Source organism: Pseudoalteromonas sp. CNC9-20, assembly GCF_022347875.1.
In the GTDB taxonomy this organism is placed as follows: domain Bacteria; phylum Pseudomonadota; class Gammaproteobacteria; order Enterobacterales; family Alteromonadaceae; genus Pseudoalteromonas; species Pseudoalteromonas ruthenica.
Map to the genome: position 1 here is coordinate 149,028 of NZ_JAKRFS010000007.1, position 16,526 is coordinate 165,553.

The following is a 16,526-nucleotide window of genomic DNA, read 5'->3' on the forward strand; positions in this document are numbered from 1 at the left end:
GTCAGCCCGCGTTCTTCAGCCAGCCGAGTACGTCGAACAGCTCTTGTCCCGGCTTCAAGTCGTCATATAAACGGCCCTTTTCCGCCTGGGAGAATTTGAATCTCAAATCGTCGGACGGCAAAGTATGCCAGTCGCTTGGTTTCACCTTCTCTGCCTTGGGCTTTTTCGGTTCCGAAGGCTCGGAATACCACTCCAATACGATCTTGCTCAACTCGGGCATGGAAAGGCTGGGATATTGCTTGAAGACGTGTTCTACCAACGGCTTCAACAAATCGGACTCGCAACCCATCGCCTGCAGCATCATATACAGCTTGCGCGCCTTTTCATTGCTGCCGAACGTAGGTTCGTCCTGCTTTTCCGTCTGCCGTTCTTCGATTAGCTTCTGCAGTTCGAGAAGGCGTTTGTCCAAATCGGGCATGCGCAGGTCCGAATACTTAGTGATCAGCTGGGGATCACCGCTACGCAACGCATCCAGCATGGGGTGCACCGGTTTGAGCTCCTGCTCGTACACGGTACGCAACAACTTGACGGTGATCCGTTCCAACCCGGTCGATATGGCCCGCATTTGGGCGAGTACGAACAGCTTGACCACGATATCGAGCACGCCCTGGGAAAGATCGAACCAGCAATCGCGGATCTCCTCGCTCAGTATCTCGTCACGCTTGGTCAGCCATTGGTATTGCCACAGCTTATCGGTAAACGCCCGCCATTCGGTTCTTTTCGGCTTGCCCGTTTTTACGTCGATTGCACGCGGTCCGGTCTTCATCGGCTCCCAGAACAGAGAGCCAAACCCGGCGCTGCGCCTTCCTGATTGCAGTTCCATTTCAAACATGGGCCTGGCCTTGGGGGTACCGGCTATCACCACGGGAACGCCGACCACGTTCACCAGGGCGACGAAAAACTCCAGCATCTGCTCCTTGGTTATGTTCTTTTTGATCGTCAGGCGCTGTATCTCGTCGATCACCAGTACGCCTATGGCCCGCTGAGTTGCAACCTGACCCATCAGGGATAGTAACACCTCTGGTCCGTGACGCTTACGGGCATATTTTTCCTCATAATTTGTATTGAGCGTACGGTCGACCTCGCGGAAAAAATTGAGGCATAGGCTTTTCAACGAGCCGTTGGAAGGGCACTCGATCCTCAGGTAGGGTAACTGAATGAAGTTGTATTTCGGGTGATAGATAGCCTCCGGGTAGGTTGCCAGAATCCGATTGAGGGTCGTACTTTTCCCGCTGCCGGAGCAGCCGATCAACGACAGGCTTCTTGCGGTAGAGTTGGATTGAGAAAAGCGGAAATCGCTGGCCACTCCCTCCTTGATCTTCCGATAACCTTCCTGCATCTTCTTGTTCAGCGAGCCGTCCGCAATATTGCGGCCCACGTAGCCGCCGCGGATCATGATGGATATTTTCTCTTCCAGCTGCTTATGGATGGACAGCGGCTGGAAAAAGTCGTCGAGCAATGCGCTTATCTGGTGGGCTCGAAGATGGCCTTTTTCGAAGCAATCCTTGGGATCGAAGTCGACCTTGCCGGTCAGCTTAACCTTGAGGTCCTGCAGGTCCATGATGGGCGGCAGAGCCTCGATAAGCGGGTTGTCTCTGTATCGAGCAACACCAGGATCCGTGTATATCGCATCGACGAAGTTTTCTGGCAACGGCATCAGTCGTCCTCCCCGAACAGCTCGTCGATATAATCCGGATAGTCGAGATCGGGATCCTGTTCCGACAAATGAACGACATCCGCAGGCGTGCTATTGTCGTCCGGCTCTGGACGCCGCGCCTTCTCGGCCCGTTCTTTGGCCTTTTCCGCTCGCTTGTTGTCGTTGATGGCCCGGATCCGTTCGGCATCGGTGAACCCGGAAGTATCCGGCGTTTTCTTTTCCGCCTGGGCAATCTTCTCGATAACGAATTCCTCGTGCTCGCGCTTTTTGCTTCCCGACGCTATTCGGGCCTTGCCCGTGGTTTTCTTCTGCTCGTCGCGCAGCTGCCAGACGTCCCAGAACGAAGCTCCGCGGAACTCTCTCGAGCGGTCGGCCAGATTGCAAACCCAATACCTGTTGCTGCCCTTTTCGGGAAACAGATAGATGCGATCTGCAACCAACGGATCGTAGGCGGCCTCGAGACTTGCCGGACGCTTCACGTCTCGGCCGCGATGCGTCCAGCCCTGCTGCAGGATCTCAGACGAGGTGTAGTAGAGTCCGAACAGGCAGACTCCGAGCTCCGACAGAGTCGCCTTCTGCCTCGGCAACAGGGCGATATGGACCGCGTCCGGATCCTGTTGATGCAATCGGCCGGTTCTGTGCTGCAGGCCCCAGTTCCACAAATGAATTGGCGTCATCGGCAGGTCGGTGGGCATATCCGCATCCCTGTCGTACTTCTCAAGCACGGCATGCTGGTTGTGGTACAGCACAGACGACAAGATGATCTGGGCGAACTCTCTTACCATAAGTTTGGCATCCAGGCGATAGTCCTTGCCACCGCGCTTTTTCACCTTGTTGCCGGTAACGAACCCGGGCGCGAAGGGCGTAAAGGTCGCCTGAATGGTTTTGAAGTTGCGCTCGACTATGCCTTTGGCATCGCCACGGTAGGGCGCGGCATTTTCGATCCGGACCGAGAAAGTGCTTTCCAGGTTTTCTATCTGGTGGCCAAGGAGTTCGCCCCTGTCGGCCAGAATGGCGTCGGGCAAGCCCACGCTCGGCCAGTCTTGGGTTTCGATGTCAAAACCCAGCGCCCGGCAATAATCGGTCTTGTCGGTTACGGCCATATACAGGGCCTGCATCGCCGCCGCATAGGAGGGATTTTCAAAACCTATGTAGAAACCGACCACCATGCGGCTGAACACGTCTAATACCATGTACACCACGGGCCTGCCGACTATATTGCCGCGTTCGCTGTCCGACACCAGGTAGATATCGGCGATGGTGGCGTCTATCTCGTAACGGCTGCCGGGCCCTAGCACCTGGGTATTGGCGGTACTGTGAAGCGGCCTGATGTCCTTATTGTATTCGTTGCTCGATACCCGCTTTTTCAATACTTCGACTTGGCCGTACTCGCGCTTGTAGAAGTGCATCATCTGCCAGTTGCTGGGTAATTCCTCTTCCGGCGTATCCGGAAAGTAGTTTCGATACAGGGTGACGAAACGGCGATGGGCATAGGGAAACGAGTGCCCCTTGTCCTTCAGCAGATAGCGGTCGATGGCGATTCGGAACAGGCGCTCGACGGATTCGTCGATGATGGCCCCGACGCCCGGCGTGTACTTGCGCGGGCGCCCGAGCTTCTTATCTGTAGCGATTCTTTTTTTACCCTTGCCACCGGAGTTCTTATAGTCTGGTAGCAGGGCGTTGGCAGTCTGGCCCCTTTGCCAGTAGCGCCGAGCCAAGCGATACAAAGTCTGTTTGGTAGAACCCTGCGTTTCGAGAATCTCTTTGATGGCAGCTCCTCGACTTTTCGGCTCGTAGAAGTCGGGCAGATCGAGCAAAGGTTTGATCAGAGCAAAATTGGTATCCCGCTTGGTTCTGGCGGTCGTACCTTCCAATGGCGATTCAAAGGCAAGCTCCCGGTAAGGGTCGTCTATGCGGCTCAGGGTTTCCTGGTCGACGGCGTCGACCAACTCGGCCGTCGCTGCAAGCTCGGGAAAAGCCGAATCGTCGTCGATATCGATCCACACCAGGTACTCGCCGAGCAACTGCAGCACCCGATAGCGGCTCTCGCCATATTTCAAAACCTCATTGATTCGAAACAAGATACACCTCCCGGATAAAGCCCAGATCTCCGGCCTGCAAATCCTTCGCCTTGAGCTTGGTGCTGGGAATGAAAATATCGAAGGTAAAGTAGCGTTTGGCCAACAGCTTCCTGACCTCGTAGAGGGATTCGCCGAGCGGCAGGTCGTAGGCCGCGTCCAGCTCCTTGCATATGGCGATGAGCGTTTTGTTCGGATTTTTTTCGAAGTGGTGGGCGTAGAACTCGATCTGCTGCAGCGCCAGTTCCATGTCCTCTTCGTCGTCGCGCTGCGCCGGATAGAGCCATTTGATGTTCTTGAAAACGACATCGGGGATTTCCCGTTCGGTAACCAAATACCAGGGATACTCTTTCTCCGCCCAGTATCTTCGCTCGACTTCCAGCTTTTCGACCGTGCGGGCATCGCCGAGTGCCGAAGCATACTTGGCCTGCCATACGAATCTGGGTTCTTGTTCGTCGGTGGTGTCGACCAGAAAATCGGACGACATATACTGGTCGACGCCTGCGATATTGGAATGCTTGATTCCTGCTTCGACCGCCAGCCGACGGGTAGTATCCCGCTCCAAAGAAAACTGTTCACGGATTTGGGTGACTTCACTGTGCCATTCCAACAGCAGGAAGGCAGCCAGCTCAAGATCGGACAGCAGATGGTGTGTACGCCTCGATTTGTGGCCGAACACCCGGTGGATGCGCCCGAGCGACGGAAGATCCCGCACGGTCAGCCAGGGCTTGTAGTCGGCTTGCTCGCCGCTGCCGCGCCCCTCTTTAATCCATTTCGCAAACTGGGCCTCGGTAAACCCCTTCTTTCTCGAAGCCATAAAAAAACGCTCTAACCGATTGAATTTTCATCATAGTCAGAGCGGTATCGGTATGCAACTTTATTACTTAACACACCTATAGGTTCAACCTAAAGAACTAATTGCTATGTCAATTCACCCAGACACAAATCCACATGACCTTTTATCGCATCTATGTAACCATTGATTAGTTGGTAAATCACCTTATAAACATTTAAAACATACCCTAATTTCATATCAATCGGCTGTCCGTTTAAATATCCACCATGGTGAGTAAACACATTTCTTTCTTCTAACAACTTCTCGGTATGATCAAACCTAAGAATAGGCATTTTTAGATCGAACAATGCTAGTGATATACGCGCTATTTGTACCGGATCATGCAAAGTGGCTTTCTTCAAGCACTTGGCTAAGTATTCTTCGGTGTTATTTTTCTTCAATCGAAGGTGAACGCGATCCTTTTCTGTAAGCTTATCTACGTTAGAAACAGCCCGTGATATATAACTTTTTTTTCTACAGCAACCGTCGAATAAGTCATGCACAAAGCTCTCATAAGCAGAAACAATACCTACAAGGAGCATTCCATTTAAGAAAGCACCGCTTGGCTTATTTTTGTCATTTAAAGAGACTATTCCTTGATATATAGATTCCATATTTGAGTTAAATTTATTTAACTTTTCTTCTAAATCAACAAAAACATCGACCCACTCAAACCCTTCTTCTATCTGCTGTTCTAAAACTTCAATTTCACGTAAGTCCGCTTCCATTTCTTCATCGAATGTTTCCCAGTCAAAATTTTCGTCGCCAGCTTCCATACTTCACCTTTTATTTAAAATCCCTATGAACATGGGATTGTGTTGATACGACTCTACCTCTAATCAAAAATAAAGAAAAGCCGGCAACAATGCCGGCCTCTCGCTCAATATCGGTATGAAACTATATTACACAGTATGATTCTTTAATACTTAGTATGAAACTTTATTCCTCTCCGACACTTTCGCGCCTTTTTCAATTTCTTCTTATTCCACCGTTACCGATTTGGCTAGGTTTCGGGGCTGGTCAACGTCGGTGCCTTTGATAACCGCAACGTAGTACGAAAGCAATTGCAGTGGAATGGTATAAACCACTGGGGCAATGATGTTTTCCACATGATTTACATTGATTACGCGCATGGTCTCGTCCGATGCAAAGTGGGAATCTTTATCAGCAAACACGTAAATGATACCGCCACGGGCACGCACTTCCTCTACATTCGATTTCAGCTTTTCGAGCAACTCGTTATTCGGCGCCACAACGATGATCGGCATATCGGCGTCAATCAAGGCTAATGGGCCATGTTTGAGCTCACCCGCAGCATAGGCTTCGGCGTGAATGTAAGAGATTTCTTTGAGTTTCAATGCCCCTTCCATAGCAATAGGATACTGCGAGCCACGGCCTAGGAATAACGAGTGGTGTTTATCGGCGAACTCTTCCGCTAACTCCTCAATGCCCTCGGCCAGGGTCAACGCTTCTTCAAGCTTGTTAGGTAAGGTCTTAATTGCACTTACAATAGCACGTTGATTAAGGCCTTTTTCTTGGGCGATAGACGCCGTTAGCATCAATAAGCCAACCAATTGTGTGGTAAAGGCTTTAGTTGAAGCGACGCCGATTTCAGCCCCTGCTTTGGTCATAAAGGCTAAATCAGACTCGCGTACCAGCGATGAGCCCGGCACGTTACAAATGGTCATTGACGCCATGTACCCTTGCTCTTTAGCCAAACGCAAGGCAGCCAAGGTATCAGCCGTTTCACCCGATTGAGAAATCGTTACTAATAGGCTATTTTCGTGCACGAACGACTCGCGATAGCGGAATTCTGAGGCAATTTCGACATTACAGCTGACGCCGGCAAACTGCTCTAGCCAGTAACGCGCGACCATTCCCGAGTGATAGGAGGTCCCACAGGCGATAATTTGCACGTGTTTTACGTCTTTAAAAATTTGCGTTGCGCCCTCACCAAAGGCATCAACACTGACGCGCTCATCGTGTAAACGACCATCCAAGGTATTACGCACTGCCAATGGCTGCTCGTAAATTTCCTTCAGCATATAATGGCGATAGTCGCCCTTGCCAGAGGCGTCTTGAGTAATGTTAGACTCCACCACTTCACGCTCAACACTGTGGCCGTTGCTATCGAAAATTTCCACGCTATCGCGGGTAATACGTGCCACATCGCCCTCTTCTAGGAAGATAAAGCTGCGAGTTACAGGTAATAGTGCGAGCTGATCGGAGGCAATAAAGTTCTCGCCGAGTCCTAAGCCGATAACCAGCGGGCTTCCTGAGCGCGCAACAATCACTTCATTATCGTTGGCTTTATCAAATACCACCGTGCCATAGGCACCTTCTAGTTGCTTCACCGCCGCTTGTACGGCACTGAGCAAGGAGTTGTGCTGTTGGCGCAATTGATGGATAAGGTGCACCATAACTTCGGTATCCGTTTGCGATACAAACTCGTAGCCATCGCCTTGCAACGCTTCGCGCAAACTGGCATGGTTTTCGATAATGCCGTTATGAACCAGTGCTAATTCACTGTTAGAGACATGCGGGTGGGCATTGGCTTCGGTAACGCCACCATGGGTTGCCCAGCGAGTGTGGGCAATGCCCGTTGTGCCAGAAACATTGGCTTCATTGAGCGCACTTTCCAACGCCGCCACCTTACCTACAGCTTTAACGCAATTTAAGGTGCTTTGTTGCGATAGCGCTACGCCTGCTGAATCGTAGCCACGGTACTCAAGGCGCTTAAGGCCCTCAATTAAAATTCGGTTCACAGGGCGTTCGGCGACAGCCCCTACTATTCCACACATAGATTCTCCATTTGCACAGTATGTGTTGTTAAAAAGCCCGATGTTGTCGGTCGGGTTATGTGTTTATACCTTGGCACAAATTAAATGTACGCCATGCGCGCTGATCTCTTGGCGCAAGTCTGCAGCCAAGGTGTTGTCGGTGATCAAAGTGCTGACCTTGTGCCAAGGCAGTTCTAAATTTGGGATACGGCGGCCTATCTTGTCAGACTCCACCATCACCACCACTTCACGGGCCGCTTCAGCCATCACTTGGCTTAGGCCGATAAGTTCGTTGAAAGTAGTGGTTCCACGGGAAACATCGATGCCATCAGCACCGATAAATAAAGTGTCGAAATCATATGAGCGCAATACCTGCTCTGCTACTTGCCCTTGAAAAGACTCTGAATGTGGATCCCAGGTGCCACCGGTCATCAATAAGGTCGGCTCGTTCTCTAAGGCCAGCAAACGATTAGCAACATTAATGGCATTGGTCATCACCACTAGGCCTCGTTTGCTCGCCAGTTCAGGGATCAAGGCGGCGGTGGTGCGCCCGCTATCGATAATAATGCGGTGATGATCTTTAATAAGCTGAGCGGCTGCCTTGGCAATAGCGCGTTTACGGGCTGAATCTTGCGGCTCTTCACTGGCAACGATTTCATTGGGTAAGGCAATCGCGCCACCGTATCGGCGTAGCAAGAGGCCGTTTTTTTCAAGTGTTGCTAAATCCTTTCGAATCGTAACTTCTGATGTTTGCAGCTGCTCCGCTAACGCCTCTACTGAGACTTCACCCACTTCATTAACTTGGCTAAGAATAGTATGGCGGCGTTGCTGGGTATTGCGCTTAGTCATTCAGTTACACTTAAGTTTCGATTCGAAAGATGAACCATTATAGTCGAAACTTTATGTCAAGCTCAATGCACAAATGGTATGCGCACAAAAATAGTCGCAAAACGCTTAATTACGGCTTAAGCACAATCAGTGAGTGATCAACACTGATACGAGCAACGTAATAATTTCATTACTTAATTTGCGCTTGCTCTCGCCAGCGCCTAGCCTAAAACAACGGAGTGTTTAATAAAGGAAATTCAACTTGGTTAAATCCTCATCATTGTTCATATCGCTGTTTATTATTCTCACCGTTGAGTCACTCGCACTGGGTCTGTATTACGACAATATCGGGCAAGGCTTAGTCATCAGCTTTATTATCGCTTCTTTACCCATATACCTGCTTAAAAGTGCCCCGCAGAGCCGGCTGACACATCATGTGAGTGCTGCCGCATTGATGATGTTCTCATTTTTGCATATTCACCAAGCCTACGGCCTGATTGAAGTGCATTTTGAGATTTTTATCTTTATGGCGATTTTGGTCATTTTTAAAAACTGGCGCATTTTTATCACCGCACTTTTATTAGTCGCTGCGCATCACATCAGTTTTTACTTTATGCAAACGGGCGATGTGGGCGTTTACGTATTCGACCCACAAAGACTCGCCTTTAGTACCGTGCTTATCCACGCTGTATACGCCACAGCAGAAGCACTCATTGCTGCTTATATCGCACACATGTTGTATCAGGAATATCAAGGTGGAAAAGCGCTGGAGTCTGCCATAGAGAAGATAGCCCGCGACCCAATGAAGCTAGACCTTTCTGTGCGTGTTGATGCAAAAGGTAGCAATGCACTGGCACAATTCAATACCCTACTCGATCAACTCAGTAGCGTTGTTGATTCGGTCCATAAAGAGCAGCAAGCGCTTATTCAAGGCGCCACCAAGGTGGCTGAGCTACAACAATTACTCACCCAAAACGCCGAACATAAGCAAACGCAAAATAACCTGATTTCTCAAGCAGGAGAGCAAGTGAGTGATGGCTTTAGCCAAGTTCAAAGCCAAAGCGAGCACGTGGCCGACCAATACGCGATGATCTCAACGCAACTGCAAGGTGCCATGAAAGAAGTCCATGAGACCGATGCACAAAGCCATGCTTTAGCGCAAATGCTCGACACCACGCAGCAGCAGTTAAAGGATTTGGAGTCTAGCTGTGCGCTTATCTCTAACCTGCTCAATGACATAAATGCCATTGCCGAGCAAACCAATCTATTAGCATTGAATGCCGCTATAGAGGCAGCCCGGGCGGGCGAACAAGGCCGAGGCTTCGCGGTAGTCGCCGATGAAGTAAGATCGCTTGCCAATACCTCAAAGCAAGCCACCGACAAAATAGCGCATACGCTTAAAGAGCTGGTCGCTAACAGCGATAAGTCGACCACCTCCATGGGGCACTGCATTGATAAAGTGAATATTGTCGAGCAACTGAGTTCCTCAGTCCTGGAGGCTATCTCAGCGGTGGAACAAACCATGATAGTGATTAAGGATGATTCTGATAATGTTAAAGAAATTGTTTTGCAGCAAGCCAGCAATACTCAGCAAATAGCCCAGCAAAGTGTTCATGTACGCGAACTATCAGAAAAAGACAGCATCAACATCCATCAGCTTGATGAGCAGGTGGCGAACATGCTCAATGCTTTAGATGGTTTGAAGGCTCAGGTATCTCGTTTTGTCCAGCGCTAACAAACAAATATTGAAGTTGGTTATCAGCGGCCTATGGCTGCTGTGCAGTGCAGTCGCTTTATGGTTTGTGGCCGACAAACGGGCCACTGTATTTGATCCAAGCAACATGTTGCAGCAGCCACAGTGGCAACGCTCGTTACTGCCGGTATTGGCGGATATTGATAGTGAAAAGCACAGCACCACCTTGCTATTGGTGGGCAACGAGCAATGTCGTTGCCAACGAGTCGCTGCGCCTCACCAAAGTAAGGTCATCGCTGATGCTCGCCGAGCAGGAATAAAGGTTCGCCAGGTCGATGCATCATCACTGCCCACAGGCCTACTGCCTGCTGTGCCCGCCGCCATTATGTTAGCGCAGGGCAGTGTGCTTTACGCTGGCCCCCTCTCTGTGGGGCTCGGGTGCGCCATCGAAGATGGCATTATTGATACCGTTATAAGCAACTACGAAAATGGCTTTCACAGCTCGATGCTAGTAAGCAAGGTGTCTGGTTGCTACTGCCGTGTGTAGCAGCGCTACACCGTTGAGCCGGCTCGCTTGAGCTGACGAATTTCCATATTGCTGATACCATCACCACAAAAATCACTGGGTCCTATTTCTTCATACGCAGACTGCATTTTCAATAATGCTTGAGTCGCGCCGAGTTCAACCAGCGCACACTCGGCTTCACGCAAAGAATTAAAGGGTTTCAATGCGTCGTTGTTATCACTCAGAATATGATAATTACCGTCGGTATCAAGGGCTCCGGCTAAATAATGATTAGCATCGGCGTAACTAAGGATAATGGCGCGATATTGGCTATCGGCTAACGCGGCTTTAAGTTGATTTGCTTGCATAGGTTGCACTCCTCACTCTATTAACTGTTAAACGCAGCAACAGCGGGAATGGATTAAAAAAAGCGCACTTTCGTGCGCTTTGAGTAGGGTTGGGTTAATTATTCATAGCGCAGCGTTAGCGAAGGCCGGGTGCTAGCCGCTCTATAGGCGAGGCTAGCCACAGTTAACCAGGTGATCATAGCTACCAAAGCGGCGGCGACAACGTAAAACCATATAGCCTGATCAATACGCTCGTTAAAGTTGGCCAGCCAGTCACCCACTAACCAGTAGGTTAATGGAAAGGCAATGGCAGTACTTATGGCCACCAGCAGTAGGAACTCTTTGGCGAGCAAGTTAACGATACTTAACCTAGATGCACCGAGCACTTTGCGCACAGCCACTTCTTTTTGACGGCGTAAGGTAGAGAATGCAGCTAATCCAAAGGTACCTAAGCAGGTTAATAAGATTGCCAAAATACAGAAGATGGCAACTAAGGTGGAAACACGTTCATCGTTTTTATATAACGCGCGGTAGTTATCTGCTACCAGCTCAATATCAGCATTGTGCACATTTAACTGGTCACTGACGATCTGCTGCACCTGCGTTTTTACCGCGTTAAGCTGGCTCGGCTCAAAGTTAATAATCAACTTGCCCTCGTTGGCCCAGCTAAAGCCGCACACCAAGATTAAAGGCGATGCCGAAGCCTCACGCGCTGAACCAATGGTGACATCATTGATCACGCCCACAATTTTGAGCACTTCCTGGTTGTCTCCGGAGCTGCTGTAAAGCTCTTTGCCAATGGCTTGCTCAGCACTGTCATAACCCGCCACTTTAACGAATGATTGCGATACCAGCACCCCAGCCCGACCGTTGCCATCGTCGCCTAAGCTATGCCAATCACTGCCATAATCGGCGCTCAGATCGCGCCCAGCGATAACCTCTAGCCCAGCGGTTTCAGCAATATTAAAGCCCACGCCAATAAAAGGGATCACAGCATCATTTAACTCACCGTTATCCGAAGTCACAGTAAAGCTAGTGTTGAATGACGAGGTAAAAGAGGCATCGGTAATGCTGCTAGAGATCACCCCTGGTACAGCATTGATGCGCTGACTCAAGACATTGTTGTGCTTGAAGTACAATTGCCTAGCCGGGATATCATCCACTTCTAAACGGTATTGTTTTTCATAGCCAACGGCCAGCGATTGCAAGTGACTAAGTTGCTGATGCAAGGAGAATGCACCGATGATCAGGGCAATAGATAAAGAGGCTTGCAAAGTCAGCAACAACTTGCGCACCAAAATAGCAGTACGACCACGCTGAATATCACCGCTGAGCACGCGTTTCGCACTAAACGCTGACATAAAAAATGCGGGGTACGCGCCAGCTAACACGCCCACCGATACCACGACCGCGACTAAAATAATGCCAAACTCTGAAAAATAGTTGATCACCAAAGTGCGTCCTACCAATTGGTTAAACGCTGGTAATGCTAATTCCAATAACGCGCACGCAAGCACCGCTGCCACACTGGTTACCAATAAGGATTCCACTAGGAATTGATTAATAATTTGCGCCTTGCTCGCCCCCAGCGCCTTACGTACACCCACCTCTTTGGCTCGTTTAGCCGACTGCGCGATGCTCATATTAATGAAGTTAAAAGCCGCCAACACGATTAATAGAATACTCAGCGAAAAGCTGATCAACACCACGGTGTACGAGCCATTTTCTTTAAGTTCGTAACGGCTATCGGAATGCAGGTGAATGCTAGGTAGGTGCTCAAAGGATAAGGTCACGAAACCGAGCGGCTGATCTGGATAAACAAGTTCAGGGTAAGCCTCGGCAAAACGTGCTTGCTCGGCTTTGATATCAGCGTCGGCAGCAAAGCGTACATACACATAAAAGTTATTGAGCTGGTAATTAGGATTTTCGTCCTGCATTGCCACTAACCCGGAAAAAGCAAAGTGGGTATTATCTTGCAAATCGGCGAATACGGCGGTAACTGTGTAGGTCGTTTGCCCTTTGCTTAAGGTCTCACCAATAGCATTAGCCTGGCCAAAAATACGTATGGCTTCATGTTCGCTCAACGCGATTCTGTTCGGTGCGCTCAGCGTGCGCTGCAAATCACCAAAAAGCACATCGAGCGCAACAAAGTCGGTGATATTGGTGCCTGTGGCAAATAAATCTTTCATTTTGTAATAGTTGCCATGAGCACTAAAATCCCCAGATAGCCGAGGGTGCATTTTCAAGGCAAAGATATCCTCTACCGCACCATTTTTTGCCACCTCTTGCGCTGCGTAGTAATTAGTAATCGGCGCATTCACTCCCATTTCACGAAAGTGTTGCGATAACCGATAAGTGTGCTCAAAGTGGGGCTGATGCGCGTCGACACTGGCCTCAAAACGGGCAAACAGTGCCATTAAAATAGCCGCAGCCAAGCCCACCGCCAAGCCAAATACGTTTAATAGAAAATGTTGTTTATGGGTTACGAATGCGCGTAGCGCAGCCGATAAGTAACTAGTGAGCATAGGTGCACTCCTGCTGATGTATATACAAGCTGAGTAATGCCAATATCTGTCTGCTTCGCGCGCTATTGTTCGCCACTTCGAAGTCGTTATTGTTGTTCGTCGGCATATTGCATATGTTTTTTATCATTGTGATTTTTTGCGGCGACGCCCTAATGGCGCCGCCTACACCCTATTCGTATCTCAGTGTTAATGAAGGGCGCGTACTGGCCGCTTTAAAGGCTAGCCCCGCAACCGTCAGCCAGGTAATACCGGCAACAGCGAGAGCGGCGATGCCATACACCCAGATAGCCTGCTCAATACGGTCGTTGAAGTTTGCTAACCAGTCACCCACCAACCAGTAGGTCACTGGATAGGCTATGGCAATGCTCAGCGCCACTAGCAGTAAGAATTCTTTAGCTAAAATGTTGATAATACTGGTTCGGGAGGCGCCAAGAACTTTGCGTACAGCAATTTCCTTTTGTCGGCGAATAGTCGCGAATGACGCTAAACCAAAGGTGCCTAAGCAGGTTAAGAACACGGCCAACGCAGTGAATATAAACACCACTTGCGACACGCGCTCATCGCCACGCAGTAAGTTTTTATAGTCCTCTGAGAGTAAACTGATTTTAGGCTCATAAATCTTGGCATGATTGGCTAATACCGTTGTTACTTGCTGCTGAATGTATGGCAAGTTTTGCTGATCGATATTCATTATCACCTCAGCCACAGGGCCATAACTCAGCCCACATAGGAACATGATGTTCGAGTTTGCATCTTGGGCATTGCCCACTTTTACATCGGCTACCACGCCGACCACTCGCATTGCCATCCCTTGCCCTTGAGTGGTGATGGTTTTACCCACCATCTCACTCGGCTGTGAATACCCCGCTTGCTTAGCAATAGATTCGGTTACCAAGGTGCCAACCTGAGTGGTACCGTTAATTCGCTGCGCCCAATCACCAGCATACTCGGCGCTAAAGCCACGACCGGCAACGAGCTTAAGACCTAATGTTTCCACAACATTAAAATCGGTACCTATAATTGGCGTTAAGCCTTCGGTGCTCTCACCATTAGGCCACACCGGTGCCACGGTATTGTTGATTGAGACAGTGAGCTGAGTATCCACCACACTGACATTGTTTACGCCTTCAATTGCAGCGAGATTTTTAACTAAGGCACTGGGCTCTTTGGTCAGCACCATTTTGCGCGGCAACTCAGAGATAACTAAGCGCTGTTGCGTTTCATACCCCAAAGGTAAGCTTTGTAAGTAGGCTAATTGCTGCTGCAAAGTCACAGTGGCGATAATTAAAGCTATAGATAACGAGGCCTGCAAGGTAAGTAAGCTCTTACGAACAAATATTGCTGTATTACCTCGCTGTAAATCGCCACTTAACACCCGTTTCGCGCTAAATGACGAAATAAAGAAGGCAGGATACAGCCCTGCAAGTAAGCCCACCGCTACGGCCACCGCAAGCACCACAACGCTAAACATAGAGGCGTAGTTAACCACCAGTTCTCTATCTACCAAGGCATTAAAACTAGGGAGAATAAGCTCAACGGCAATGCATGCGAGCACCATAGACAGCAATGATACCAACACCGACTCTGATAAGAACTGCGTCACAAGCTGAGCTTTACTTGCACCTAGGGCCTTGCGCACACCCACTTCTTTGGCGCGTTTAGCCGATTGCGCCACGGTCATGTTAATGAAGTTAAAGCCAGCGATAAGTATCAGCAATACACTCAGCCCGGCACAAATCACTACCACCTGTTTGGCACCCCCCGTTTTCATTTCAAACGGTGATTTAGCGGTTAAATGCAGATCACGCAGTGGGTGTAACTCAATACTCACCTGATAGCTTTCATCATTAGCGAAGTACTGCTCTGTGAGCGTTTTCGCCAGAGCCTGGGTGTCGGTGTTAGGAGCCAGCTTTAAATACACATAGCTGTGGTTGGCACGCAGGTTTTCCGGGTTATGTTCAAAGTAGGCTAGGGACTTAAAGGCAAAATGGGTATTGTCGGCCAAATCGGCGAACACGGCTCGCACGGTGTACTGGCCATGCTCGTGCACCAAGGTTTCACCCACTGCATTCACCTTCCCGAAGATACGCAGTGCCTCGGATTCGCTCAATGCCAAGCCATTTGGCGTACTCAACGCCTGACTTAATGAACCATCTAAGGTGCGCAAGGCAATAAAACGCTCAATATTAGCGGTGGCGCCAAACAAGCCATCCAACTTATAACCTTGAGAGCGATAGGTCACATTGGCAGGGGTGGCCTGAGTTTGTTCTGACAAAGTTAGAGCAAACACATCCTCGATTTGACTGTAACTTTGCGCATTTTTTGCCTGCGTGTAGTTAGAGATAGGGATCACCGCCAAGCCAAGTTTGCTAAAGTCTTGGCCCACGCGATAAACCCGCTCAGCGTCAGGCTGCTGCGCGTCATAGGAAAGCTCATTGACGGCAAAAAGCGCCACCAAAATAGCTGCGGCTAAGCCCACGCTCAAACCAAACACGTTGAGCGCGAAGTGCTGCTTTTGTAGCTTAAAAGCACGCAGCGCTGTAATTATGTAACTTAAGATCATGGCTATGCCACCTCTGTATTAACCGCAGGATTAGCGGCATTGGCTTTATCCACCATGATTTGGCCATCAAGCAGGCGAACTAGGCGGTCGGCATAGTTCCCTTCTTTCTCTGAGTGCGTCACCATGATCACTGTGGTGCCCTCGCGATTAAGTTCACGCAGCATGGTCATGACTTCATCCCCGTTTTTAGAGTCCAAATTACCGGTGGGCTCATCGGCGAGGATCAGCTTAGGATTAATTACCAGTGCTCGCGCGACGGCGACGCGCTGCTGCTGACCACCGGAAAGCTGTTGCGGTAAGTGGTCGCCACGGTGATCGATGCCAACGCGCTTTAAAATAGCTTCAACACGTTGCTTGCGCTCAGCTTTATCTATTTTTTGATATTGCAGCGGCAGCTCAACGTTTTCATACACGGTGAGCTCATCAATAAGGTTAAAACTTTGGAACACAAAACCAATGCTGGCTTTTCTCAGCTGCGCTAATTGCTTTTCGTTGTAGCCAGCAATGTCCTCACCCAGAAACTCAAACTGTCCGCTAGTTGGCGAATCAAGCATGCCAAGGATAGATAACAAGGTAGATTTACCACACCCTGAAGGGCCCATAATGGCCAAGAAATCACCCTCTTTAACGCTGAGGTTTATATCGTTAAGTGCAGTTGTTTCAACGTCTTGAGTACGAAATACGCGCGATAAGTTAGTTAGCTTGATCATCATTG

Annotated in this window: 12 protein-coding genes; 2 read left to right on the plus strand and 10 right to left on the minus strand. The window is 49.5% G+C overall.

Annotated elements, in window-relative coordinates:
- Position 1 precedes the first annotated feature (1 nt).
- From MHM89_RS17090 to MHM89_RS17115, 6 genes are all read right to left on the minus strand, one after another.
- A complete protein-coding gene (locus MHM89_RS17090; RefSeq protein ID WP_239409334.1) occupies positions 2-1,657 on the minus strand; it encodes an AAA family ATPase in 1,656 nt (551 codons plus the stop codon).
- Positions 1,657-3,738, minus strand: coding sequence for a Mu transposase C-terminal domain-containing protein (locus tag MHM89_RS17095; protein ID WP_239409335.1), 2,082 nt, complete (start codon positions 3,736-3,738; stop codon positions 1,657-1,659). The genes MHM89_RS17090 and MHM89_RS17095 overlap by 1 nt, the downstream gene beginning before the upstream one ends.
- Entirely contained in the window at positions 3,722-4,552 is an 831-nt protein-coding gene (locus tag MHM89_RS17100; protein ID WP_239409336.1) for a TnsA endonuclease C-terminal domain-containing protein, read from the minus strand. Before MHM89_RS17100 ends, MHM89_RS17095 begins: the two co-directional genes overlap by 17 nt.
- A 104-nt stretch (positions 4,553-4,656) precedes the next feature.
- A complete protein-coding gene (locus tag MHM89_RS17105; RefSeq protein ID WP_239409337.1) occupies positions 4,657-5,346 on the minus strand; it encodes a hypothetical protein in 690 nt (229 codons plus the stop codon).
- A 204-nt stretch (positions 5,347-5,550) separates the two neighbouring features.
- The gene (gene glmS / locus MHM89_RS17110) at positions 5,551-7,371 is read right to left on the minus strand and encodes a glutamine--fructose-6-phosphate transaminase (isomerizing) (RefSeq protein ID WP_022944908.1); all 1,821 of its coding nucleotides are present in this window, start codon (positions 7,369-7,371) and stop codon (positions 5,551-5,553) included.
- 63 nt (positions 7,372-7,434) lie between these two features.
- Entirely contained in the window at positions 7,435-8,199 is a 765-nt protein-coding gene (locus tag MHM89_RS17115) for a DeoR family transcriptional regulator (protein WP_022944907.1), read from the minus strand.
- Between the two features lie 241 nt (positions 8,200-8,440).
- On the opposite strand from MHM89_RS17115, the gene MHM89_RS17120 reads away from it, so the two are divergent.
- Entirely contained in the window at positions 8,441-9,913 is a 1,473-nt protein-coding gene (locus MHM89_RS17120) for a methyl-accepting chemotaxis protein (protein ID WP_235420029.1), read from the plus strand.
- Between the two features lie 10 nt (positions 9,914-9,923).
- Complete coding sequence (locus tag MHM89_RS17125) at positions 9,924-10,418, plus strand: DUF6436 domain-containing protein (protein ID WP_239409338.1); 495 nt, start codon at positions 9,924-9,926, stop codon at positions 10,416-10,418.
- A 5-nt stretch (positions 10,419-10,423) separates the two neighbouring features.
- On the opposite strand, the gene MHM89_RS17130 is transcribed toward MHM89_RS17125, so the two are convergent.
- From MHM89_RS17130 to MHM89_RS17145, 4 genes are all read right to left on the minus strand, one after another.
- Positions 10,424-10,744: a DUF6482 family protein gene (locus tag MHM89_RS17130; RefSeq protein WP_138507928.1), complete on the minus strand. Its 321-nt coding sequence runs from the start codon at positions 10,742-10,744 to the stop codon at positions 10,424-10,426.
- A gap of 98 nt (positions 10,745-10,842) precedes the next feature.
- Positions 10,843-13,248 (minus strand): ABC transporter permease, encoded by a 2,406-nt coding sequence (locus MHM89_RS17135; protein WP_239409339.1) that lies wholly within the window; start codon positions 13,246-13,248, stop codon positions 10,843-10,845.
- A gap of 169 nt (positions 13,249-13,417) precedes the next feature.
- Positions 13,418-15,811, minus strand: a complete 2,394-nt coding sequence (locus MHM89_RS17140; protein WP_045979453.1) for an FtsX-like permease family protein — start codon at positions 15,809-15,811, stop codon at positions 13,418-13,420.
- 2 nt (positions 15,812-15,813) lie between these two features.
- Entirely contained in the window at positions 15,814-16,521 is a 708-nt protein-coding gene (locus MHM89_RS17145) for an ABC transporter ATP-binding protein (protein ID WP_022944901.1), read from the minus strand.
- Between the last annotated feature and the right edge of the window lie 5 nt (positions 16,522-16,526).